Source organism: Sinomonas sp., from assembly GCF_036848755.1.
In the GTDB taxonomy this organism is placed as follows: Bacteria; Actinomycetota; Actinomycetes; order Actinomycetales; family Micrococcaceae; genus Sinomonas.
Genome location: NZ_DAIUJO010000037.1, coordinates 12054 through 33647, shown reverse-complemented (window position 1 = coordinate 33647; position 21594 = coordinate 12054). Strand labels below are relative to the sequence as shown.

Below are 21594 nucleotides of genomic sequence, written 5' to 3'. Positions count from 1 at the left end.
CGAGGGCGAAGCCGACGCCGAGGAGCAGCACGGAGGGGAGGATGTCCGTCGGGTACGCGGGATGGGTTCCGATCCGGAGGAACAGCAGGTACCCGAGCGAGAGCGAGAGCAGTCCCGCGACGACGAGCCGTGACGCCCCGAAGCGGTCGATGAGCCGGCTCGCGAACGGGGCGCTGCCCGCGACCATGAGGCCAGCCGGGAGGAGGGCGAGGGCCATCGCGAGCGGCGCCCAGCCGAGGACCGACTGCAGGTACAGCGTCACGATGAACTGGAAGCTCAAGTAAGAGCCGAAGAGGGCGACGGCGGCGAGATTGGCGCGCGCGACCCAGCCTTCGCGGAGGATCCCGAACCGCAGCAGCGGGTGCTTGGCCCGGGTCTCGATCCACCCGAACGCGGCAAGGACCACGGCGGACGCGGCGAATCCGCCGACCGTCTGCGCCGAGCCCCAGCCTGCACCGGGGGCGGAGACGAGGGTGAAGACGAGGCCGAGCATGCCCCCGGAGAGCGTGAGCGCGCCCCACAGGTCATGCCCGCCGCCCGCCGCTGGCCGGTCCCGCGGGATGAACCGCAGGCCCAGGAGCACGGCCGCGACCGCGAACGGCACCGAGAACAGGAACGTCCAGCGCCAGCTGAGCGCCGTCATGAGGCCGCCGACGACGAGCCCGAGCGAGAACCCACTCGCCCCGAACGTCGTGTAGATCGAGATCGCCCGATTGCGTTCGCGGCCCTCCGCGAAGTTCGTCGTGATGATCGAGAATCCGGTCGGTGCCGTGAAGGCGGCGGCGAGTCCCTTGACGAAGCGCGTCGCAATGAGGAGGCTCGGGTCGCTCATGAGGCCGCCGAGGAGGGAGGCCGCAGCGAAGACGGAGAGCGCCGCGAGGAAGATCCGGCGCCGCCCGAGAAGGTCGGCCATGCGACCACCCAGGAGGAGCAAGGAGCCGTACCCGAGCACGTAGCCCGACACGATCCACTGGAGGGCCCCTGTTCCGAGGCCGAGCTCACGCCCGATGGAGGGGAGCGCGACGCCCACCATCGAGACATCCAGTCCGTCGAGGGCGAGGACGACGCAGAGGGTGACGAGGAGGAGCCATTGGGCGCGCGTCCAGACGGGAGTGGACTCCGGGTTGAAGGTCTGACGGGTGGCCAAGTCGGGGAGGGAGGTCAGCTCTTGTGCCATGCCTAGGACGCTACATGACGCATCATCAAATGACAAGGAAAATATTGACGTGGAATATAAAAGCTCGGACGCGTAGAATGGTCGGCATGTCAACGGAGGCCACCCCCCAGCTCGTCGAACAGTGGCGGGCCATCCAGTGCGCCTACCTCAAGACGTCGAACACCCTCGACCGCGAGCTCTCGGCCCGCCACGGCATCGGTCTGAACGAGTTCGAGACGCTCGACCTCCTCGCCGAGCACAGCCATGAGGGGTGCCGTATGAAGGACCTGACGGCGGTCTCCCCCATGACTCAGAGCGCCCTCTCGAAGATCGTCGACCGGCTCGAGAAGGCCGGTTTCGTGCGGCGCGCGGCCTGCGCCGAAGATCGTCGCTCGCTGTACGTCGAGCTGACCGAGGCGGGCGACCGACTGCACACGGAAGCCGCCGTCACGCACCGCGACCTCCTCGCAGCCAACCTTCCCCGCTGAGGCACCGGCACCCTTGGCGCGTCCCCTCCGAGCATTCCGAGACCTCGCGGTGCGCTCGGCCGGTGCGGCCGGAGCCGCCGTCCTCGTCCTCGCCCTCGGCGGAGCGGCAGTCCCGAGCGCCCCACGGCCTCCCGCACGGTCCACGGCGCCTGCTGTGCTCGGCGCGGACATCTCGTACCCGCAGTGCAGCGCGCCGCCGCCAGCGGGGGCTGCGTTCGGCGTCGTCGGGCTGAACCACGGCATTTCGACGACGACGAACCCGTGCCTCCAGAGCCAGCTCGGCTGGGCGGCCGGGACCACAGGTGGGACCGCCCAGGCGAAGGTGCAGCTCTACGTCAATACGGCCGACCCCGCCGCGCCCGCGCCGGCCAGGCTCCCGGCCGGCTGGCCGACGTCGGGCGCCACCCCCTACGGGACGTGCACGGGGCACGCGACGCCTGCATGCGCGTGGCAGTTCGGCTGGGGGCTGGCGGGCGACGACGTCGCGGAGCGGTTTGCGCCAGCCGCACGGGCCGCTGGGCTTCCGTCCGCGGCGAGCGACTACACCTGGTGGCTCGACGTCGAGGTCGCCAACACGTGGCAGGCCGACACGACGCAGAACCGCGCGGTGCTCGAGGGCATGACAGCGTCGTTCGCCGCGCAGGGCGCGCGCGTGGGCATCTACTCGACGGCCAAGCAGTGGGGCCGCATCGTCGGGAGCACGCCGTCGACAAGCCCCCTCGCCGCCCTGCCCGAGTGGCTCCCGGGGGCTACGACGGCGATTGCGGCCGAGTCGCTGTGCATGCGCCGGCCCTTCACGGGGCACGGCAGGATCGTGCTGACCCAGTACCTCTCAACGGTCGACGGCGACTACTCCTGCGGCGGCTGATTCCCCCGGACTTTCGCGGCTCAGTGATAGTGCTTGGATGCGCCCTTGCTCTTCTTCGCGGCGGTGGCCTCGCGCACGCGCTTCTGCTCCGCGCGCACCGCCGCCATGTTGGCGCGCTCTTCGACGAGCCACTGCGGCCGGTTCTGCAGGAGCTCGCCGATCTGCTCCGTGGTGAGAGCTTCGCTGATGCCCGCCCGCGACAAGCCGCTCATCGTGACATTGAGCTTCTGCGCAACGACGGGGCGCGGGTGGGGACCGTTGCGGCGCAGCTCGGCGAGCCACTCCGGCGGGTTCGACTGCAGTTCGTCGAGTTCCTCGCGCGAGACCTCGCCCTCTTGGAACTCCTGAGGGGTAGCCGGCAGGTAGATGCCCAGCTTCTTGGCGGCGGTGGCCGGCTTCATGGACTGGGGCTTGCGGGAAGTCATGGATTAAGCGTAGCCGGGTACCGTGGACGCATGGATTCCGAGCACGTCCCCGCGTCCCTGCGCGTCGCCTTCGTCGCGGGCGTCGCGCCTGGAAAGTGGTTCCGCCGCTGGGAGGAGCGCTTTCCCGAGATCCCGCTCGAATCGGAGCTCGTCGAGGACGGCCGCCAGCTTGACGTGCTCCGTGACGGCCGCGCCGACCTGGTGTTCGTCCGTCTCCCGGTCGACCGCGAGGGGATCCACCTGATCCCGCTCTACGAGGAGCTGCCCGTCGTCGTGGCCCCGAAGGGCCACGAGATCCAGGCCTTCGACGAGGTGCCGTTCGCCGAGATCGAGGACGAGCTGTTCGAGTACGACGGCGGCCCCTCAGAACGGCTAGACCTGGTGGAGGGCGGAGCCGGGCTGGCGATCCTTCCGATGAGTGTGGTCCGGCATCTCAACCGCCCGGAGCTTCGATACCGCCCGGTGACGGGCGTCCCCGGGTATGAAGTCGGCGTGGTGTGGCTGCGCGAGAACGAGAGCGACGCCATTCAGGAGTTCATCGGCATCGTGCGCGGGAGGTCGGCGAGCAGCTCGAGGCAGGCCTCCGTCCAGCGAGGGGAGCAGGAGGCCGCGAAGCAGCGTCGTTCGGACCGGTCGGCGGCCCAGTCCGCGGTGGCCCGGGCACGGAACGATGCCTCTCGCGCGGGCAAGAACCAGCGCGGTGCCGGGAAGGGCGGGGCTGGCAAGGGCGGTGCCGGCAAGGGCGGTGCCGGCAAGGGCGGTGCCGGCAAGGGCGGTGCCGGGAAGGGACGCGGCACGCGCCGACGCGGTCCGCGGTAGGGATCGCCTTTTCTCGAATCTTTATTTGAACATCCGTTTGTACTTCGAACACTTCTTCGATATGCTCTTCGCATGGGTGACGTGGGGGACGTGGGGGACGGGGCCGATGCGGCGGAGCCGCAGGGGGATTGGCGCGAGGCGATGAGCCGCCTCCTGCCCGGGGGCAATGGGCCGTCGACGGAGGAGGTCGTTTCCTTCCTTGTGCGCTTGGGACTCTCCGAGCGACTGGGGCTCTCCGGGCGACTGGGGCTCTCCGGGCGACTGGGGGATCTGACGGGTCCGGAGCTGATCGACCGGCTCGATGCGCTCGAACGCCTGAAAGCGGCGGCCGCGGCCGAGCAGGCACGCGTTCAGGTGCTCTTCGCCCGGCTGTGCGAGGCCGGGATGGACCCGCGGGCAGCGGCGTTGGAGAGCGCGACGGGCCGGAGCGCGGCGAGGACTCGGGAGCGTTCTGCGTCGGCGCAGATCGCCTTGGCGCGGAAGGTCTCCCCGGCCCGCGGGTCCCGGCTCCTGGCGGCGTCGAGGCGGCTCGTGGGCGAGATGCCCCACACGCTGCGGGCACTTTCGCGGGGCCATCTCACCGAGGACCGGGCGGTCTGGGTCGCTGAGGGGGTCGAGGTCCTCTCTCCGGCCGCCCGTTCCGCCGTCGACGAGGACCTCGCCGGCCATCCCCGGCGTCTCGAGTCCCTGGGAGACCGGGGAGTGCAGGACGCGGTGCGGGCTGCGGTGGACGCCATCGACGACCGCGCCGCCCTGGCCCGGGCCCGCAGGGCCGAGGAGGGGCGCAGGGTCACGGTGCGGCGCCTTCCCGATGCGATGGCCCAGCTCACCGCGGTCCTCCCGGTGGCTCAGGCCGCCGCGGCCGCAGGTGCGCTGCGGGCAGCGGGCGCCGCGGCGAGGGCCGCCGGGGATGGGCGCACGGCGGCGCAGGTGGCCGCCGACACCCTCGTCGAACGCCTCACCGGGCAGGCCCACGCGGACGCGGTGCCGCTGCGGGTGGGTCTGGTGATGACGGACTCGTCCCTGTTCGGGGGCGCCCGCGAGCCGGCGCTGCTCCAGGGGTACGGGACCATCCCGGCCGCCCACGCCCGGGCCATGGTCGCCGCCACCGAAACCGCAACCGGAGCGGCGGGCAGGCCGACCAGCAGCTCCTCAGGCGGGGCGGGGGCTGCCTCGCTCGCCGGGGCATGGCTGCGCCGCCTCTACCTCGATCCCAGCACGGGGGAGCTCGCAGCGATGGAGTCCCGCTCACGTCGCTTCCCGAGGGCCCTCGTCGAGTTCATCGAGATCCGCGATCAGTTCTGCCGCACCCCGTACTGCGAGGCGCCGATCCGGCACATCGACCACGTCGTCCCGGCGGCCTCGGGTGGGGAGACGAGCGTGGAGAACGGCCAAGGCCTGTGCGAGGCCTGCAACCATGTCAAGGAATCGACCGGCTGGGAGCGGGCCGTGGTGGGAAGCGAGGGACCGGACGGCACTTTCGGGGATATCGTGACCCTCACTCCGACCGGCCACGAGTACTATTCACCCCCGCCGACTCTCCCGGGCTCAGCTCGACTGACGATGCATCACCGGGAGGACGCGCCCACGCACAGGGAGGACGCGCCCACGCACAGGGAGGACGCGCCGAGGAAACAGCGCGCCGGCTAAAGCGTGTCTGGCGAACCCTAGACCCGAATCAGGCCTTCCCGTCTGCTGAGCGGGTGAGGGTCCACACGTTCGCCCCGTCGCGCCGCTCGCAGGTGATGGTCGTGAGGAGTTGGCGGGCGAGCGCCAGACCGCGGCCCGCCTCCGACTCGGGACCGGGCATCGTGCCAGCGCTCTCGGGAATTTCGAGCGGCTGGGCGCCCAGCTCGAAGAGCCGAGCAAGCAGCAGGTCTCGGCGCACCTCGACCTCGAGATCGAGCTCGACCTGGTCCGCCTCCTCGTCCGAGTCCGGCTTCGCGTGCCGCACGGCGTTGGTCACGACCTCGACCACGGCAAGCTCGAACGGCATCCTGTCCGTCGGGTCGATGACGAAGGCTTGGTCCCAGACGCGCGAGAGCTCGTCCTGGACCGCGTCGACGATCGGCGGGGCAGCGGGGCCTCGGACGTGGCCTTGGGCCAGCAGGTCAGGCATCTCGGAACGCGTCCTCGGGGTCGCTGTACGGCGTGAGGATCCGGTCCATGCTCGTCAGCTTGAGCACCATCTGGACCTGTTCGCCCACGTTCGCAATGCGGAGGTCGCCGCCCGCCTGCCGCGCTGCCTTGAGGCAGGCGACGAGGGCACCCAGACCAGACGAGTCCATGAAGTCCGTGGCCCCCAGGTTGAGGACCAGAAGCCGATGCCCTGCGTCGATGGCGTCCGCCACGGCGGACCGCAGCAGCGGGGCGCTCACCATGTTGAGCCGTCCCTGCGCGGCCACCTCGGTGTAGCCGTCACGCTCTTCGACGGCAAACTTCATCGCTCCTCCTTTGTATGCGATACGGAATCTCTCCGCGAGCCGGAAACCGGCTCCGCGTTTGCCTGGGACACCGCGTTTGCCTGGGGCATCGCGTTTGTCTGGGACATCGCTTCGTAGCCTCGATACCTTGCGGCCCCCACGAGCACGCTCAGCAGAACCAGGTCGAACACGGCCCAGGCAATGTTGACGATGGTGCCGAGGCCTTGTCCTTCGCCGCCGACCCACCGCACGATCCCGACGACGCTCGCGATGACCAGGAGAGCCGCCATGAGCGCCTGCGGCCAGAGGAGCCGGAGCGGGTTGACTCCGCCCTCCTGCCGCCCCTTCGGGGTCACGGCAAAGCCGAGCGGGCGGCCGAACCAGACGTTCGCGGCCGCGGTCCTGCACGCGCGGATCCACGTCGGGAAGAGCGCGAGGCTGTACTGCTGTCCGCGCCAGGTCTTGGCGCCTCGACCGGCCCACGCGAACATGAGCTGGTTGAGCACCATGAACGGGATGAACCGGGCGAAGAAGTCGGGGCTCAGCGCGGTCACGGGGAGGACGCCGAACAGGAGGTAGGCGAGCGGGCCGGCGAAGTACACGATCGCCGCGAAGCCCGAGAGGTAGCTCCACATCGTGTTGAAGTACATGAGGCGCTGACCCCAGGAGAGTCCGCGCATCGTGAGGGGACTCTCCCGCAGCATGACCTGAACGGTGCCCTGCGCCCACCGCATCCGCTGCGTGAGCATTGACGGCAGGTCCTCGGGCGCGAGCCCGACGGCGAGGATCTCGTGGTGGTAGACGCTCCGCCACCCCGAGGCGTGGAGGCGCATCGACGTCGACATGTCCTCGGTCACCGAGATCGTGGAGAGCGGCATGACCGGCTGCGCCTCGTGGAGCCGCTCGACGCTCACCGCGTCGAGCACGGTCTTGACGGATTCGAGCGCCCCGAGCGGCGAGAGATCCCGAGCCGCGAGGCGGTCGACGGCGGTGTCGAGGGCCGCGAGGTCGTCGCCCGGGTCGTCCTCGACGCCGAGCTCGGCCCGCAGGGCGGCCAGGTCTCCGGTCATTCGAGCGAGGTCCCCGGCTACCAGCTCACGGACGGCCGAATCGACTTGCGACTGGACGGCGTAGGTGGCCTCGCCGATCGAGCCGCCCGTCACGAGGCGCCGGCTGCCTTCGTCGATGGCGCGCTCGACCCTCTCGAGCAGCGAGGCGACGCTCGGCTCCTTGGCCTCGGGCCGGCGTCGTGCGCGCCGTACCACGCGGCCGCCCGCGGCGAGGGCCCGCCGGACACGCCGTTCGGTGTCGGAGACGTAGTTGGTCAGGCCCAGCTGCATGAGGGCCTCGCGCCGCAGGACGGCGTTGGAGCCGCAGAAGAAGGCAGCATTCCAGCCGTCTTTGCCCTGTTGGATCGGCCCGTAGAAAAGGGGAGCCTGGCTCCCGAGCGGATCGTCGTCCGGGACGTTGCCGAAGTACTGCGGCGTCTGGACCAGGGCTACCCGGCGATCGTTGAAATAGCCGAGCGTGCGGTCGAGGAGCTCAGGGTAGGGCACCTGGTCCGCGTCGAGGATGAGGATGAACTCGCCCTGCGTCTCCTGCAGCGCGTTGTTGAGGTTGCCGGCCTTCGCGTGCCGCGGTTTGCCGACCCACTCGTCGCCGCGTGAGAGGTAGCCGGCGCCGATACGCGCGACTGCAGCGCGCAGCTCCGGCCGCGAGCCGTCGTCGAGCACCCACGTGGTGTGGGGGTAGCGCATCGCGAGCGCCGCCTCCGTGGTGGCGAGCACGAGCTCGGGATCCTCGTTGTACGTGGTGATGAAGACGTCGACCGTGAGGCCTTGGGGGGCGGCCGGCGGTTGGTCTCGCTCGGACATGCGCCAGACCGTGAGGGAGAAGAGGCTGACGTCGATGATCGAGTAGGTTTCAGCGACGACGAGGGGCACGGCGATCCACCACGCACCCCAGTTGAGGGACGACATCCAGCGCCACACGATGTAGTTGAGGCCCGCGAGGACCGCGAGGGTCGACAGAACGCGGAGGACGAGGCGGCTCATCCCGAGGCAACCCCCGCTGCCGGGTCGCCTCGCCTCACGACGATCGCCGTGGTGTCGTCCTGGCTCGTTGAATCGAGGTCGATGATGGCGCGGACGGCGGAGTCGGCGTCGGGGGCTTCGAGGACGGCCGCGGCAGCCGCGTTGAGTGCCTCGTCGACCCGCGGGAAGGCCTCGAGCAAGCCGTCGCTCAGCGCGACGAGCGCTCCGCCAGGCTCGAGCACGCTGTCGTGCGCCGTCCATTCGGCACCCTGAAGCAGGCCGATCGGGGGGCCGGACGTCGTGAGCCGCTCCCACATGCCGTCCGGGTGGATGAGCAGGCCGAGGCCGTGCCCTGCGTCGACGTAGGTGAACTCCCCCGTCGCCGCATCCAGGCGGGTGTGGAGGAGCGTGACGAAGGAGCCGAGCCGTAGCAGGTCGGGCTCGAGGGCTCGCGCCGCGGTGCCGACGAGTGCGCCTGGTCCCTGCTCGAGCCGCCCGGGGCGCAGGACGGCGCGCGCGGTGGCGGCGACGAGGGCCGCGCCCATGCCCTTGCCCATCGCGTCCGCGAGGGTGAAGGCGAGCGAAGCGCCGTCCGTCTCCCAGTCGAAGAAGTCCCCCCCGACGCTCCGAGAGGGGTGGCACGCGCCGGCAATCTCGTAACCGGGGACATTCGGGGCGTGCTCCGGCAGCAGACCCTGCTGGACGCGAGCCGCCGTCTGCAGCTCGCTCTCCGGGACGGAGGCTGCGCGTGGCCGACGGAAGAGTGCCTCCACACGCGCTTGGAGCTCCCGCGGGCTGAAGGGCTTGGCGAGCACGTCGTCGGCGCCCCGGTCGAGGGCTTCCAGACGGTCGGCCTCCGCAGCGCGCGCCGTCACCACGAGGATGTACGCATTGCTGAAGACCCTGAGGGTCCGGCAGACCTCGAGCCCGTCGAGGTCTGGAAGTCCGAGGTCGAGTGTGATGAGGTCAGGCGTGACGCGACGGGCGGTCTCGAGGGCCGGATAGCCTGCTCCGGCACTCGTCGCCTCGAACCCCTGGCGCGTGAGCGTGGCCTCGAGCAGCCGGCGGATGTCGGGGTTGTCTTCGATGATGAGCGCGCGACGTGTCATCGTTCTCCCTTCGCAGGACCAACTCAACCATTTCTTACCGCGGATGTCACAAACTTGTCTGTGGATTATCAAGTAGGTGACGGGAGACGAAGTGGAGAAGCTGCTCGATGTCTTGGTGCGAGCCCAGAATCGCTTCCACGGGCTTGGGCTGAGGCGGAAGGCGGTACTGAGCCAGCTCCCACTCAACGTGACGCTGCTGCTCGTCGCCGTCGTCCTCCTGGGCGTCGATCCCCACACCCTCAAGAGCGCCGGTTTCATCGCAGGCCAGCTCATGGCCCTCGCGCTTCTCGGGGTGTGCGCGGCGGTCCCGTGGTATCGCCTTCCCGGATGGGCTGTCCTCGCGGTCCCCCTGCTCGACTTCATTCCCCTCGCACTCATCCGCCCGAGCGCGGGCGGTGTGATCTCCGGGGTCGGGCTTCTCGGGGTCTTCCCCGTCATCTGGCTCTCCGCGTCGGGGTTCCGCCCCCGCCTCACGGTCGCCCTGAGCGCTCTCGCGTCACTGCTCATGGTCTGGTTGCCGCTCTTGGCGCTTGGTGCAGCCGAACCCCACAATCTCGTCTCTGAGATCGTCGTGCCGTTCATGCTCGTGGCCGTTGCGGTCTCGATCGCAGTGTTGACCTTGAGCGGCTTGGCCCAGCAGCGCAGGGTCGAGGAGCTCCTCGCGAGAAGTGAGACCAGGCAGCGCCTCCTCGACACCATCCTCGACACGGTCGATGTCGGGGTCCTCGTCCTGGACGGTGGGGGCAAGGACGTCTTCATGAATGCCAAGCAGCGCCAGCTCTACCTCGCGAGCCTTCCTCCGGGGGCAGTCGACGTCGACGAGTCCGAGCTGCTCATCTATCGCGACGGATCGGACCAGCCCCTGCGCGCCGAGGAGCGGCCGATACCCCGGGCCGTCGCCGGGGATCCCATCAGCCACGAGGTGTTCCGACTCGGGCGCGGGGCGGATGCGCGGACCGTCTCCGTCTCGTCCCGCGAGTTCCACGACGCCGCGGGGGAGCGGGCGGGAACGGTTCTCGCGTGCTCGGACGTCACCGAGGTCGTCGCGGCCGTGCGGGCGCGGGACAGCTTCCTCGCCGCGATGTCGCACGAGTTCCGCACGCCGCTCACGAGCCTGCTCGGCTACGCGGAGCTCCTCCAGGACGACCCCTCACTGAGTCCCACGGCGCTCTCGGACCTGCAGGTGATGAGCCGCAATGCCCGCCATCTGCGGAAGATGGTGGACGACATCCTCGCCGCGTCAGTCGAAGGCGCGACGCCGGACCTTCCCCGGGTCCGCCTTGACCTGGCCCATCTGATCCGTCAGGCGGCGGATTCTGCCGCCCCCGACGCTGAGGCCCGGGGCATTGCCCTCACCGTTGAGGCGGACGGCGAGCTGCCCGTCCTCGGCGACCGGTCCGGCGTCGTCCGCATCCTCGACAACCTCGTCTCGAACGCCCTCAAGTATTCGGATCCGGGCACGAAGGTCACCCTGACCGCCGAGCGAGACGGCGCGTGGGCGGTCTGCTCGGTCGTCGACGAGGGCTTCGGGATCGCTCCCGAGGACTTGAGGCGGGTCTTCACGCGTTTTCAGCGCGGGGACGCAGCCCTCCGTTCGGGCGTGCCCGGCACTGGCCTCGGCCTGGCGCTCGCTCAGGAGGTGGCCGAGCTCCTCGGCGGCGAGCTCGAGGTGACGAGCCAGCTCGGCGTGGGGAGCGTCTTCACGCTCCGCCTGCCGCTGGCGGACGGGAGCGGGGCCTAGAAGATCGACCACCCCGTCCGGGCTGTGAGCTCGGCGAGGGCTGACGTGCCTGCCACCGAGTTGCCTTTCGCGTCGAGTCCTGGGCTCCACACGCACACCGTGCAGCGGCCCGGCACAACTGCCAGGATCCCGCCGCCCACCCCGCTCTTGCCCGGCAACCCCACGCGGTAGGCGAACTCCCCCGCGGCGTCGTACATCCCGCACGTGAGCAGGACCGAGTTGATCCGCTTGGTCTGAGCCGCCGAGAGCACGGGCTGGCCTCCGGGGCCGCCCTGGCCGCCGTTGGCGAGGAAGAGCCCGGCCCGGGCTAGTTCGCGGCAGGTCATCGTGATCGAGCAATGCCGTACGTAGTGTTCGAGCACGGTCTCGACCGGGTTCCGGAGGTTCCCGAAACCCGCCAGGAAGTTCGCGAGCGCGCGGTTGCGGCTGCTTGCCGCCAGCTCGGCCTGCGCAGCGCCTTCGTCGACGGCGACGTGCGCGCTTCCGGAGAGGTCGCGGAGGAAGCCGACCACGCTGCCGGCGGCGTCGCCCAGGAGTTCCACGAGGAAGTCGGTGACCACGAGGGCTCCGGCGTTGATGAAGGGGTTGCGGGGGATCCCGGCCTCGGCCTCCAGCTGGACGAGCGAGTTGAACGGCGTCCCGCTCGGTTCCCGCAGGACGCGGGACCACAGGTTCCCCTCCGGATCATGGGCGAGGGCGAGGGCGAGCGAGAAGAGCTTCGAGATGCTCTGGATGGAGAGTGGCAGGTCCGCGTCTCCCGAGCTTGCCATCGAGCCGTCGACGCCGGCGACGGCGATACCGAACGCGAGCGGGTCGGCGGAAGCGAGATGCGGGATCGACTCGGGGACGCGGCCCGCGGGCGACGACGGGCGGTGCGACGCGACGAGGTCGTCGAGCAGCGCCTGAATCGCCGGACCGACGCCGGCGGTGAGGAGCGGGGTCATGCGGCACCGCCCGCCGTCGTCAGCCGCTTGGCCTTCCAGAGTTCGAGGTGGAGGAGGGCAATGGCGCTGTGCACGGGGTTGCCGAAGTCGAGGCCCGTGAGCCTGCTGGCTTTCGCCACCCTGTAGTAGACGGTGTTCTTGTGGACGTTCATGCTGCGTCCGCACGCCGTCACATCCAGTCCGGCCGCCAAGTATTCCTCGAGCGTTATGGCCAGCTCCTCGTCCTCGAGGCAGAGCCTCGTCAGGGCGCGATGGCGGAATGGCGACGCCTCGAAGCTCCTGACGGCGGCTTCGAGCAGGACCTCGGTCTCGAAGTCGTCGAGGGTGGCGACCTGGGGTCCGCCGGCGCGGCGCGCGCTCGCGAGGACGGCGGCCGCCTCGCCCGCCGTCGAGCGCAGCTCGAGCAGGCTCGGAGCCACCGACCCGATCGCGACGTACACCGCCACGCCGAGCCGCCGGGCGTCCTTCACCATCGCCTCGGCGAGTTGGCGGAGCCCCGCGGCCGCGTCGCCTGTCCGCAGCCCGGGCACCACGATCGTCGTCTCGCCCGCATACTGGCCGACCACCGCCGAGTCCTTGAACGCCGCGGCGTGGAGGGCGGCGAGGTTGGCGACCTCCCCGCGTTTGAGCTCGGCCTCGGCCGCCCGCGCGTCCTCGAGGGCTAGGCTGACGAGCAGCAGGCAGGCGGGCCGTTCCGGATCCACCCGCGCAAAGCGCGCGCTCGCCGCGACCTCGTCGGGGTCGGAGAGCAGCCGCGCCACGCGGTCCTCGCGCAGGTGGATCGACTGCTGGTTCCGGTGGCGGACGAGCTCCGCGGAGGTGCGGCGGGCCGCGCCCACGAGGAGGTCGTCCACGGTGGGGGCGAAGCCCGATCCTGTCGCCTGAAGCCAGATGTACCCGAGGATTCGGTCCCCAGCGAAGATCGCAATGGCCGCCCGCTCCTTGAGCCCGTCCTCCGGGCGTTCCGGTACGCGGATGACGCCCCGGGTGCGGTGCAGTTCGCGATAGGCCCCCAGGTCCTTGAGGAGCACTTCGTACTTCCGCGGGCCGCGTCGGGTCAGGATCGAGGCGCGGCGGAGCTCGTCGATGTCATTGGAGACCGTCGAGTACGCGAGGACCTTGTTCGCGGCGTCCTCGATCACCACATGGCTCGAGGTGAGGCGGGCGGTCGTCTGGGCGATCGCGAAGAGGTCTTCCTCGATGAGCGTCAGGACGTCGCTGTGGTAGTCGGTGTTCTGAATCCGTCCGTTTACTACCGAAAGCACGGTGTCCCACCCCGCGCTCGGATCGATGAGGAAGAGCCCCACCCCCGGGGCGCAGGAGCTCCTCGATCTCCTGCGCCTCCGGGGCAGTGGCTTTGAGGGCGACGGCGACCGGCCGGCTCACCGCGAGGCGCCGCACCATGGGCAGGGCTTCCCTGCCGCGGACGCCCATGAGGCACACGAGCGCCCCCGAGACGTCGCGTTCGGAGTCCTCCGAGTCGAGGATGAGTGCTTGGGAGACCGGAGTGTCCGTGGGCTGCGGTCGACTGATGAGCCGGCCAAGTCCTGCGGGGAGGTCCTCCAGGATGTCGTCGACGTTGACTGAACCCATTGTGTCCCTCGTTGATGCCTTGGTTTCGTGGCCGCCCGGCGGCGCTGCCGGGCGGGATGACGTCCATCGTAGGCGGGGGGCAAGCGTTCGCGCTTGGTTCCGGAAACAAGAACCGACGGGCGAATTGGGATCAGGAACGATTTCTGACCGAGGGTCAGGCTCTCAGGCGTTCGAGCAGCGCGTCGAGGATGGGCACTTGGCCCGCAACGAGTTTCGTCCGCGCGACTTCTTCGGGGAACCACTCTGCCCGGTCGATCTCGGGATAGTCCTGGATCCGCCCCGAGCCCTTCGGCCATTCGAGGGGGAACGTATTGCTCTCGACGCGGTCCGGTGCGAACTCGGCCTCTGCGGTGTAGACGGTGATGATCTTTCGCGACGGTTGGCGGAAGTCCCCCAGCAGCGCGTAGTCGACGGCGGGCGGGGGAGTGCCCATCTCCTCGGCGAATTCCCGCACGGCCGCGGCGAGCGGATCCTCGTCATCGAGGTATTCGCCCTTGGGGATCGACCAGGCGCGCGCGTCCTTGCGCGCCCAGAACGGTCCTCCCATGTGCGCGATCCACACGTGCACCTGCGAGTTCTCGTCGCGGCGGTACAGCAGAAGGGCGGCGCTGCGGACGGTCATGGCTTCTCCATGGACACAGGCTAGCGGGGAGCCGAGGGTGGCGCGGACCCTGCCCTACTGAGGCGCCCCGGAGTGAGCTCAAGCCCGGGCATGGGGCGGCCCATGCCCGGGCTTCTCTCAGGACTCAGCCGCGGCCGTGCGCCGTTCCGTGCCCATTGGGCTGAGCCGGCACGGGATGTGCCGAGGGGCGGAAGGACTCGACGTCGGGGGCGGCTGCGGCGCCCGAGCTGCTTGAGCCGGCCCCTTCGCCCGGAACCACAGTTCCGCAGTACGCGGGGATGTTGGCCGCGCTTCCGGCCGCTGCCGCAAGGGCCTTGTACGGAGCCGTCCACGTCGGAATGCCGCCGTGGGCGAAGGCCGTGCAGAGGCCGTAGCCAGCGGGGCCGGACGCGTCGGGTCCCTCTGCCGTCTCGGTCGGCTCCGCAGTCTGTGTCGGCTCGGCCGTCTCGGTCGGCTCGGCGGTTTCCGTGGGCTCCGAGGTCTCCGTGGGCGTGGGGGACGCCGTGTCGGTCGGGCTCGTCGTTGCGGTATCAGTAGGCGTCGGCGTAGCTGTATCCGTCGCCGACGAGGTATCGGTCGGCGTGGCCGTCGACGTGTCGGTTGCCGTTCCGGTGGGGTCGGCGGCCGGAACCGTTCCGCCCACGGCGAAGGCCGCTCCTGTCCCGCCGACAACGAGGGCGCCAGCGGCGAGAGCGCCGATGGCAAGCTTGCTCGAGGCAAGCGCGGTGAACCAAGGCATGAGTCCTCCCAGACGTCAACTGTCCCCCAGATGGATGTGGTAGTGCCTCCATCATCGCCGCTCCCTTGACAGCTGTCACCATTTTGCTTGACAGTTTCTGAAAAATTCACCCAGGGGAGGAGCAATTCGGCCTCCCGCCCCGCAGAGGGACGGGAGGCCGAAGGCTCACGCGGTCACGCGCTCAGACGCTCAGGGACGCAATGAGGCTGTTCGGGTTCCCGAAGCGGTGAGCCGTGAGGGACACGGCCTGCTCGTGCAGGAATGGCAGGAGTTCCACGCGTCCGGAACCGACCACGGGGTGCCGGTAGACGGCGACGTCGGGGCGCCCCCCGAGCACCTCGGAGAGCTCGGACGCGGTCGGCGAGACGGGGCTCGCGATGAGCCGAATCCGTCCCGACTGCATCTTCCGAGCCCGCCCGAACCACGCGGGGGTGTCCTCGCGGACGATCTGCACCCCGTGCCGCTCGAGCACCGCCGCGCAGTTGCCCGGGAGTGCGGTGGCGCTGCTGACGAGCAGCTTCGAGCCCGCCCGCAGCCCGGCCGCGGCGACACGGAGCAGCTCGGCGTCCCCACGGCCAGAGGTGGGCCCGTCGAAGCGGATCGTCACGGGCACGGGCCGGTAGCGGAAGACATTGCGCTCGCATTCAAGCCCGCTGACGTCCTTCGAGACGCCGTATTCGGAAGCCCAGGCCGCGGCGTCGGAGGCGAGCGCCTCGGCGAGCCACCCGGCGTCGTCCTCCTCCAAGAAGCCCTGCGCCGCCGCAAGCAGCTCGGCTCCAGCTCCCTCGAGGGGCGCCTTCGCGCCAGCGTGCACCGGAGAGTCCGCCCACGAACCGAGGCCGATGAGGTAGTTCGGGCCGCCCGCCTTCGCGCCCGCCCCGACGGCGGACTTCTTCCAGCCGCCGAACGGCTGGCGCCGCACGATGGCACCGGTGATCCCGCGGTTCACGTACAGGTTCCCTGCTTCGATGTGCTCGGTGCAGTATTCGATCTCGGCTCGATCGAGCGAGTGCAGGCCGGAGGTGAGTCCATAGTCGACCTGGTTGGCGAGGGCCACGGCCTCCTCAAGCGACGACGCGGTCATGACCCCGAGGACCGGCCCGAAGTACTCGACGAGGTGGTACTCCGACCCGGGCCGCACTCCCGCCCGGATGCCCGGGCTCCAGAGCTTCCCGGAATCGTCGAGCTGGCGCGGCTCGAGCACCCAGTGCTCTCCCTCGCCGAGCTGGGTGAGGCCCCTGCGCAGCTTCTCACCGGGCTGCTCGACGACGGGGCCCATCTGGCTCCGCGGGTCCCAGGGGTACCCCACATGCAGCGACTGCACTGCATCGATGAGCTGGTTGCGGAAGCGCCGCGAATGGGCAACCGAGCCGACGAGGATCACGAGCGACGCCGCCGAGCACTTCTGGCCCGCGTGCCCGAACGCGGACTGGGCGACGTCGCGGGCCGCGAGGTCGAGGTCCGCGCTCGGCGTGACGATGATTGCGTTCTTGCCCGACGTCTCGGCGAGAAGCGGCAAGTCGCTGCGGAAGGAGCGGAAGAGCTCCGCGGTCTCGTAGCCGCCGGTCAGGATGACCCGCTCGACGTCGGGGTGCGCGATCAGCTGCTTCCCGAGGGAGCGTTCCTCCAGTTGCACGTACTGCAGGATGCGGCGCGGGATGGCGACGGCGTCGAGCGCCTCCCAGAGCGCCTGCACCATGACCGCACCCGAACGCCGCGCCTGCTTGGCGGGCTTGATCACGACGGCGGAGCCCGCGGCGAGCGCGGCGAGCGTCGAGCCCGCGGGGATCGCCACAGGGAAATTCCACGGCGGAGTCACGAGGGTGAGGCGGCTCGGCTCGAACTGCGCGCCGTCGATCGAGTCGAGCTCTCGGGCGAGGTTCGCGTAGTAGTGGGCGAAGTCGATGGCCTCCGAGACCTCTGGGTCTCCTTGATCGATCGTCTTGCCGCATTCGCTCGCCATGGCCTCGAGGAGGTCCGCGCGGTGGCGTTCGAGCGAACGGCCCATCTCGTCGAGGACCGCTGCGCGTTCCTCGCCGGTGAACGCGTGCCACGTCGCGGCGCCGTCGAGGGCCGCGGCGATGATCGAGTCGAGTTCGGCAGCGGTCGAGACGGTGTTGCGCTCGACGACGTCAGCGCCGATCGTCGAATGCTCGGCGCGCGCGAGGATCGCCCGGCCCCAGGCCCGGTTCCCCGGGAGGTCCGGATCGGTGTCCGGCGTGTTCGAGAAGGCGCGGGAGTTGCCGGGGGCGTTGCCGTCGTGGTGCTCCGCAATCCCCTTGTTCGTCTGGCGCCGGTCCTGCCTTCTGCGGGGCTCCGGTACCCCTCCGCCAGCGAACGGCGGCCTGTCGAGCGCATCGAGCGAGGCGAGGAAGCGCTTTTTCTCGCGCTCGAACAGCACGTCATTCGTGTCGAGCTCGAAGACTGCGCTCATGAAGTTGTCCTGGCTCGCGCCCTCCTCGAGCCGCCGAATGAGGTAGGCGATGGCGACGTCGAACTCGTTCGGGTGCACGACCGGCGTGTAGAGCAGGAGGTGGCCGACGTCGGCGAGGACCGCCTGCGCCTGGGCCGAGGCCATGCCGAGGAGCATCTCGAACTCGACCAAGCCGGAACCGTTCGTGACCCCCAGTTCGACGCCGCGCGCCTTCGCGAGGAGCCAGGCGAGGGCGATGTCGAAGAGGTTGTGGCCCGCGACACCGATGCGGACGTTCGCAAGCCGCTCAGGATGGAGGGCGTAGTCGAGCACGGCCTTGTAGGACGTATCCGTCTCCCGCTTCGAACCCCACGTCGCGACCGGCCAGTCGTGGATTTCGGCGTCGACCTGCTCCATGGGCAGGTTCGCCCCCTTGACCACCCGGACCTTGATCGGAGCCCCGCCGCCCGCGACCCGCGCCGCAGCCCACTCCTGGAGCCGCATCATTGCGCCGAGGCAGTCCGGGAGATAGGCCTGGAGCACGATTCCGGCCTCGAGCCCACGGAACTCCTCGCGTTCGAGGATCCGTGTGAACACGGCGATCGTGAGGTCGAGGTCCTTGTACTCCTCCATGTCGAGGTTGATGAACTTCGGCTTCCCGGCGCGCGTGCTGTCCCGGGCGAGGCGGTACAGCGGGGCGAGCGACTCGACGATGTCCTCGACGGCCTCCTCGAACGCCCAGTGGTTGTGGGGCGCGACGGTTGCGGAGACCTTGATCGAGACGTAGTCGACGTCGTCGCGGGCCAGGAGCCGGCGGGTGCCCTCGAGCCGGCGGGAGGCCTCGTCCCGGCCGAGGATCGCCTCGCCGAGGAGGTTCATGTTGAGTCGGATCCCGGGCTTGCGGATCTTCGCGATGGCCGGCCCGAGCCGGGCGTCCGAAGCGTCGATGATGAGGTGCCCCACCATCTCGCGGAGGACGCGGCGGGCAAGGGGCACGACGACGCCCGGTGCCGCCGGCGCGAGCGATCCCCCGAGCTGGACGGCGCGCTTGAGCGGCCACGGGAGGAACGCGGGAGCCTTCGGCGCGAGGGCTCGGAGGTTGCGGGCTGCGACGCCCAGGTCCTCGGGCCGGACGACCCCGTCGACGAACCCGACGGTGAACTCGAGCCCGTGCGGATCCTTCAGAACGGCGGCGAGCTGGGCCGCGGCCGGGTCCACGGGGAGCTTTGCCGCGGCGGCGAGCCAGCGCCGCACTTGGGCGACCGCCTCGTCCGCAAGGTCTGAGGGGCGGATCTGGGGGGAGCTGTCGGCTTTGGAGCCGGGTGCGCGGGTCGGCGTCGTCATCTCTTGTCCTGTCTGATTGCGTGAGGGGTCGCCTCGGGTCTTTCTGCCAGTATGTGCGGTGAGTTACAGAAGCAGAAGCGATGTTTTTCGACGCATAATCATTGGGAAAACCAAACGATTGGAGGGTCTTCATGCTTGAGATCCGGCGGTTGCGCCTCCTGCGCGAACTCAGCATTCGGGGGACCCTCGCCGAGGTGGCCGACGCGCTCGCGTACAGTCCCTCGTCGGTCTCGCAGCAGCTCGCCCTTCTCGAGAAGGAAGTCGGGGCCGAGCTGCTCCGCAAGTCCGGTCGCCGCGTGGTCCTCACTCCGCAGGCCCTCGTTCTGGTCGAGCACACGAGCGAGCTTCTCGACGCCCTCGAACGGACCGAGGCCGCGCTGGCGGCGAGCCACAGGGAGGTGCGGGGAACGGTTCGGCTCGCGGTGTTCCAGACCGCCGCGCTTGCTCTCATGCCGACGGCGCTGCGGACCTTGCGCGAGCGGCACCCGGCGCTGAGGGTCGAGATGGTCCAGCACGAGCCCGAAACCGCGCTGCACGAGACGTGGGCCCGCGACTTCGACCTCGTGGTCGCGGAGCAGTACCCCCACCATGCCGCGCCCCACTACCCGAGCCTGGACCGGCAGCCGCTCACGAGCGACGCGATCCGCCTCGCCGTCCCTCCGCCGGGGGACGGGGAGGCGTTCGACGGCGTGCGGCGCCTTCAGGACGCCGCCGACCTTCCCTGGGTCATGGAGCCTCATGGCGCTGCTTCCCGCCACTGGGCCGAACAGGCCTGCCGGGCGGCGGGCTTCGAACCCGACGTCCGGTATGAAACCGCGGACCTCCAGGCCCACGTCGGGCTCGTCGAGTCGGGCAACGCCGTCGCCCTCCTCCCTGACCTCGTCTGGGTGGGCCGCACGCCGTCGGCCCGTCTCGTGGAGCTCGCCGGCGCCCCGCATCGCACGGTCTTCACCTCGATGCGGGCCTCGAGCGCCGGTCACCCGGTCATGGTCGCTGTCCGGGCCGTGCTCGAAGAGGCTGCCCGCGAACTCCTGCCGTAGCCGGTGCCGCGAGCGTCGCTCCCGCTCGATGGCTACCCTGCGAGCCCAGCACACAAACAGCGCGAGCCCAGCACACAAACGGCGCGTACCAACAGCGCGCGGCGAAGGCGGGCGTGCGAACCATGGCGTCAGCGGCCGGGCGCTGCGCGCGCCTTTGCGAGCTGTGTGCGCAGCCGGGCGTTCTCGGCCTCGAGCGCGAGGACGAGCTTGATGCCCTCGATGTTGAGGCCCGCGTCGAGGAGTTCGCTGATGCGCTCGAGCCGGTGCATGTCGTCCTCGCTGTAGCGTCGCGTGCCGCCTTCAGTGCGGGATGGGGCGATGAGGCCTTTGCGCTCGTAGAGCCGGAGGCTCGAAAGGCCCAGGCCCGAGAGCTCTGCTGCGACCGAGATGGCGTAGACGCCGTCGGACGGATGACGCTTCGGCGACATTCCGGCTCCTCTCCCGCGGAAAATTCCCCTTGCATTCATCTGCATGGTTGGATCTATGATATCTACGTCTCGAGAGACAGATTAGATGTCGATCGGACAACAAGTACTTGACCCTATATCGAACCCTTGGAGGTGGCAACGATGCTGATGCGTACCGACCCGTTCCGCGAACTTGACCGCCTGACCGAGCAGGTCTTCGGTAATGCGTCGCGGCCGACGACGATGCCGCTCGAGGCGTGGCGCGCCGATGGCGAGTTCGTGGTTGAGTTCGACCTTCCCGGCGTCGATCCGGACTCGATCGACGTCGACGTCGAGCGCAACGTCCTGACGGTGCGTGCTCAGAGGCAGTCTCACCGGCCCGAAAACGCCGAAGTCGTCGCCGCGGAGCGTCCGTCCGGCGTGTTCGGCCGGGAACTCATCCTCGGGGATGCCCTCGACACGGCGAACGTCACCGCCAACTACGAGGACGGCGTGTTGACGCTGCACATCCCGATCGCCGAACAGGCGAAGCCGCGCAAGATCAGCGTCGAGACGTCGAAGGCGAAGCGAGAGATAGCGGCCTGAGTCCCCGCTCCGGCAGATCCTGGCCGCGGGGGCCGCCGTCGGGATCTGCCGGAGCGCCTGCCCAGCCGCATGGGTGGTGGTCCCCATGCATGCGGACTTCTACGAGGTGCTGGGCGTCGACCGTTCGGCCAGCGAGCAGGAGATTCGCCGGGCCTATCGGCGCCTTGTGAGAGAGCTTCATCCGGACGCGTCAGAGGCAGGCAGCGCCGACGCGGATCGGCTCCGGGCAGTCTTCGAGGCCTACGCGGTCCTCGGGCACCCGCTCCGCCGCGCGGCGTACGACCAGGCCCTGCGGCGCGCCGAGGCTACCTTCAACCTGTGGGTGGGCCTGCCGGAGCCGCGAAGCGCCGCGTGGCCCGCTCGCTCCGTCTTCGACGAGCCAGACCTCTTGAGGATCCTCTTCCCATGGCTCCCCTGAAAGGAGGAGATCAGTGAGCCCGACGGCCGGCGGCTGGCGCCGTTACGACCACGCACTGTTCCCGGTGTTCCACGAGAGATTCGAGGAGAAATGGGGTGAGGGGACCGCGCCGTTCCTCGATCCGAGCGTCTACGACGAGGAGCAGCCGCGCCCCCGCGCCCAGTGGATCAATGTGGATACCGGCGCCGCCGTCGCCGTCGTTCCCGTTTGGGAGAACGATTCCTCGGCGCGCTCATTCGCCGTCTTCTATCTGCCGCCGCAGGGAGGAATCTGGGTGCTCAGACCGCCCGGGCTCTCAAGCTACGTCGAGGCCGTGACCAGGAACGGCGGGGCGAACGAGCACGCGGTCGCGCTGCGCAACGACTCCTTCCGCAAGGCCGTCGCCCACGCGGAGGAGTTCATCTACGGCACGTAGGCCCAGCCCCGC

At 69.9% G+C, this 21594-nt stretch carries 22 protein-coding genes; 10 read left to right on the top strand and 12 right to left on the bottom strand.

The window, feature by feature from the left end:
- A partial coding sequence (locus V7053_RS08140; RefSeq protein ID WP_334171774.1) for an MFS transporter occupies positions 1 to 1177 on the bottom strand: 1177 nt, incomplete at its 3' end.
- 86 nt (positions 1178 to 1263) lie between these two features.
- Between V7053_RS08140 and V7053_RS08135 the strand changes: the two genes are divergently transcribed.
- On the top strand, positions 1264 to 1644 hold the full coding sequence (locus V7053_RS08135) for a MarR family winged helix-turn-helix transcriptional regulator (protein ID WP_334171773.1): 381 nt from the start codon (positions 1264 to 1266) through the stop codon (positions 1642 to 1644).
- Positions 1645 to 1657: 13 nt separating this feature from the next.
- A complete protein-coding gene (locus V7053_RS08130; protein ID WP_334171772.1) occupies positions 1658 to 2512 on the top strand; it encodes a hypothetical protein in 855 nt (284 codons plus the stop codon).
- Between the two features lie 20 nt (positions 2513 to 2532).
- Here the strand turns inward: V7053_RS08130 and V7053_RS08125 are convergent, their stop codons facing one another.
- Positions 2533 to 2937, bottom strand: a complete 405-nt coding sequence (locus V7053_RS08125) for a DUF5997 family protein (RefSeq protein ID WP_334171771.1) — start codon at positions 2935 to 2937, stop codon at positions 2533 to 2535.
- Between the two features lie 30 nt (positions 2938 to 2967).
- Here V7053_RS08125 and V7053_RS08120 point away from each other — a divergent pair, with 30 nt between their 5' ends.
- The gene (locus V7053_RS08120; RefSeq protein WP_334171770.1) at positions 2968 to 3756 is read left to right on the top strand and encodes a LysR family substrate-binding domain-containing protein; all 789 of its coding nucleotides are present in this window, start codon (positions 2968 to 2970) and stop codon (positions 3754 to 3756) included.
- A gap of 72 nt (positions 3757 to 3828) precedes the next feature.
- The gene (locus tag V7053_RS08115; protein WP_334171769.1) at positions 3829 to 5406 is read left to right on the top strand and encodes an HNH endonuclease; all 1578 of its coding nucleotides are present in this window, start codon (positions 3829 to 3831) and stop codon (positions 5404 to 5406) included.
- A 28-nt stretch (positions 5407 to 5434) separates the two neighbouring features.
- Here V7053_RS08115 and V7053_RS08110 read toward each other — a convergent pair whose 3' ends face one another.
- Genes V7053_RS08110 through V7053_RS08095 form a run of 4 tightly spaced genes read right to left on the bottom strand, consistent with a single transcriptional unit; the run spans position 5435 to position 9321 of the window.
- Complete coding sequence (locus V7053_RS08110) at positions 5435 to 5875, bottom strand: ATP-binding protein (RefSeq protein WP_334171768.1); 441 nt, start codon at positions 5873 to 5875, stop codon at positions 5435 to 5437.
- The gene (locus V7053_RS08105) at positions 5868 to 6200 is read right to left on the bottom strand and encodes an STAS domain-containing protein (protein ID WP_334171767.1); all 333 of its coding nucleotides are present in this window, start codon (positions 6198 to 6200) and stop codon (positions 5868 to 5870) included. The genes V7053_RS08110 and V7053_RS08105 overlap by 8 nt, the downstream gene beginning before the upstream one ends.
- Positions 6197 to 8233, bottom strand: coding sequence for a glycosyltransferase (locus tag V7053_RS08100; RefSeq protein WP_334171766.1), 2037 nt, complete (start codon positions 8231 to 8233; stop codon positions 6197 to 6199). The genes V7053_RS08105 and V7053_RS08100 overlap by 4 nt, the downstream gene beginning before the upstream one ends.
- Positions 8230 to 9321 carry a SpoIIE family protein phosphatase gene (locus V7053_RS08095; protein ID WP_334171765.1) on the bottom strand — a complete coding sequence of 364 codons (1092 nt, stop codon included), beginning with the start codon at positions 9319 to 9321 and terminating at the stop codon, positions 8230 to 8232. Before V7053_RS08095 ends, V7053_RS08100 begins: the two co-directional genes overlap by 4 nt.
- 76 nt (positions 9322 to 9397) lie before the next feature.
- Between V7053_RS08095 and V7053_RS08090 the strand changes: the two genes are divergently transcribed.
- Positions 9398 to 11062: a sensor histidine kinase gene (locus V7053_RS08090; protein ID WP_334171764.1), complete on the top strand. Its 1665-nt coding sequence runs from the start codon at positions 9398 to 9400 to the stop codon at positions 11060 to 11062.
- Here V7053_RS08090 and V7053_RS08085 read toward each other — a convergent pair.
- Positions 11059 to 12006 carry a glutaminase gene (locus V7053_RS08085; RefSeq protein ID WP_334171763.1) on the bottom strand — a complete coding sequence of 316 codons (948 nt, stop codon included), beginning with the start codon at positions 12004 to 12006 and terminating at the stop codon, positions 11059 to 11061. The two genes, V7053_RS08090 and V7053_RS08085, sit on opposite strands and share 4 nt — an antisense overlap.
- Complete coding sequence (locus V7053_RS08080) at positions 12003 to 13271, bottom strand: PucR family transcriptional regulator (protein ID WP_334171762.1); 1269 nt, start codon at positions 13269 to 13271, stop codon at positions 12003 to 12005. Before V7053_RS08080 ends, V7053_RS08085 begins: the two co-directional genes overlap by 4 nt.
- Position 13272: 1 nt before the next feature.
- Here V7053_RS08080 and V7053_RS08075 point away from each other — a divergent pair, with 1 nt between their 5' ends.
- Positions 13273 to 13593, top strand: coding sequence for a hypothetical protein (locus V7053_RS08075; RefSeq protein ID WP_334171761.1), 321 nt, complete (start codon positions 13273 to 13275; stop codon positions 13591 to 13593).
- Positions 13594 to 13753: 160 nt separating this feature from the next.
- Here V7053_RS08075 and V7053_RS08070 read toward each other — a convergent pair whose 3' ends face one another.
- From V7053_RS08070 to V7053_RS08060, 3 genes are all read right to left on the bottom strand, one after another.
- Positions 13754 to 14221 (bottom strand): NUDIX domain-containing protein, encoded by a 468-nt coding sequence (locus V7053_RS08070; protein ID WP_334171760.1) that lies wholly within the window; start codon positions 14219 to 14221, stop codon positions 13754 to 13756.
- 124 nt (positions 14222 to 14345) lie between these two features.
- Complete coding sequence (locus tag V7053_RS08065) at positions 14346 to 14960, bottom strand: hypothetical protein (RefSeq protein WP_334171759.1); 615 nt, start codon at positions 14958 to 14960, stop codon at positions 14346 to 14348.
- A gap of 181 nt (positions 14961 to 15141) precedes the next feature.
- Entirely contained in the window at positions 15142 to 18717 is a 3576-nt protein-coding gene (locus V7053_RS08060) for a bifunctional proline dehydrogenase/L-glutamate gamma-semialdehyde dehydrogenase (protein WP_334171758.1), read from the bottom strand.
- A gap of 131 nt (positions 18718 to 18848) precedes the next feature.
- Between V7053_RS08060 and V7053_RS08055 the strand changes: the two genes are divergently transcribed.
- Entirely contained in the window at positions 18849 to 19757 is a 909-nt protein-coding gene (locus V7053_RS08055; protein WP_334171757.1) for a LysR family transcriptional regulator, read from the top strand.
- Between the two features lie 128 nt (positions 19758 to 19885).
- Here the strand turns inward: V7053_RS08055 and V7053_RS08050 are convergent, their stop codons facing one another.
- Complete coding sequence (locus tag V7053_RS08050; protein ID WP_334171756.1) at positions 19886 to 20185, bottom strand: MerR family transcriptional regulator; 300 nt, start codon at positions 20183 to 20185, stop codon at positions 19886 to 19888.
- A gap of 141 nt (positions 20186 to 20326) precedes the next feature.
- On the opposite strand from V7053_RS08050, the gene V7053_RS08045 reads away from it, so the two are divergent.
- The 3 genes from V7053_RS08045 to V7053_RS08035 all read left to right on the top strand — a co-directional run bounded on the left by V7053_RS08045 (position 20327) and on the right by V7053_RS08035 (position 21582).
- A complete protein-coding gene (locus V7053_RS08045; RefSeq protein WP_334171755.1) occupies positions 20327 to 20749 on the top strand; it encodes an Hsp20/alpha crystallin family protein in 423 nt (140 codons plus the stop codon).
- 85 nt (positions 20750 to 20834) lie between these two features.
- On the top strand, positions 20835 to 21167 hold the full coding sequence (locus tag V7053_RS08040; protein WP_334171754.1) for a DnaJ domain-containing protein: 333 nt from the start codon (positions 20835 to 20837) through the stop codon (positions 21165 to 21167).
- Positions 21168 to 21180: 13 nt separating this feature from the next.
- A complete protein-coding gene (locus V7053_RS08035; RefSeq protein WP_334171753.1) occupies positions 21181 to 21582 on the top strand; it encodes a hypothetical protein in 402 nt (133 codons plus the stop codon).
- The last annotated feature ends 12 nt before the right edge of the window (positions 21583 to 21594 follow it).

Bases quoted from the DNA above. Each gene is read 5' to 3' on its own strand.
- V7053_RS08135 (WP_334171773.1), top strand. From the start codon at position 1,264: ATGTCAACGGAGGCCACCCCCCAGCTCGTCGAACAGTGGCGGGCCATC.
- V7053_RS08125 (WP_334171771.1), bottom strand. From the start codon at position 2,937: ATGACTTCCCGCAAGCCCCAGTCCATGAAGCCGGCCACCGCCGCCAAG.
- V7053_RS08120 (WP_334171770.1), top strand. From the start codon at position 2,968: ATGGATTCCGAGCACGTCCCCGCGTCCCTGCGCGTCGCCTTCGTCGCG.
- V7053_RS08115 (WP_334171769.1), top strand. From the start codon at position 3,829: ATGGGTGACGTGGGGGACGTGGGGGACGGGGCCGATGCGGCGGAGCCG.
- V7053_RS08110 (WP_334171768.1), bottom strand. From the start codon at position 5,875: ATGCCTGACCTGCTGGCCCAAGGCCACGTCCGAGGCCCCGCTGCCCCG.
- V7053_RS08105 (WP_334171767.1), bottom strand. From the start codon at position 6,200: ATGAAGTTTGCCGTCGAAGAGCGTGACGGCTACACCGAGGTGGCCGCG.
- V7053_RS08100 (WP_334171766.1), bottom strand. From the start codon at position 8,233: ATGAGCCGCCTCGTCCTCCGCGTTCTGTCGACCCTCGCGGTCCTCGCG.
- V7053_RS08095 (WP_334171765.1), bottom strand. From the start codon at position 9,321: ATGACACGTCGCGCGCTCATCATCGAAGACAACCCCGACATCCGCCGG.
- V7053_RS08085 (WP_334171763.1), bottom strand. From the start codon at position 12,006: ATGACCCCGCTCCTCACCGCCGGCGTCGGTCCGGCGATTCAGGCGCTG.
- V7053_RS08070 (WP_334171760.1), bottom strand. From the start codon at position 14,221: ATGACCGTCCGCAGCGCCGCCCTTCTGCTGTACCGCCGCGACGAGAAC.
- V7053_RS08065 (WP_334171759.1), bottom strand. From the start codon at position 14,960: ATGCCTTGGTTCACCGCGCTTGCCTCGAGCAAGCTTGCCATCGGCGCT.
- V7053_RS08060 (WP_334171758.1), bottom strand. From the start codon at position 18,717: ATGACGACGCCGACCCGCGCACCCGGCTCCAAAGCCGACAGCTCCCCC.
- V7053_RS08055 (WP_334171757.1), top strand. From the start codon at position 18,849: ATGCTTGAGATCCGGCGGTTGCGCCTCCTGCGCGAACTCAGCATTCGG.
- V7053_RS08050 (WP_334171756.1), bottom strand. From the start codon at position 20,185: ATGTCGCCGAAGCGTCATCCGTCCGACGGCGTCTACGCCATCTCGGTC.
- V7053_RS08045 (WP_334171755.1), top strand. From the start codon at position 20,327: ATGCTGATGCGTACCGACCCGTTCCGCGAACTTGACCGCCTGACCGAG.
- V7053_RS08040 (WP_334171754.1), top strand. From the start codon at position 20,835: ATGCATGCGGACTTCTACGAGGTGCTGGGCGTCGACCGTTCGGCCAGC.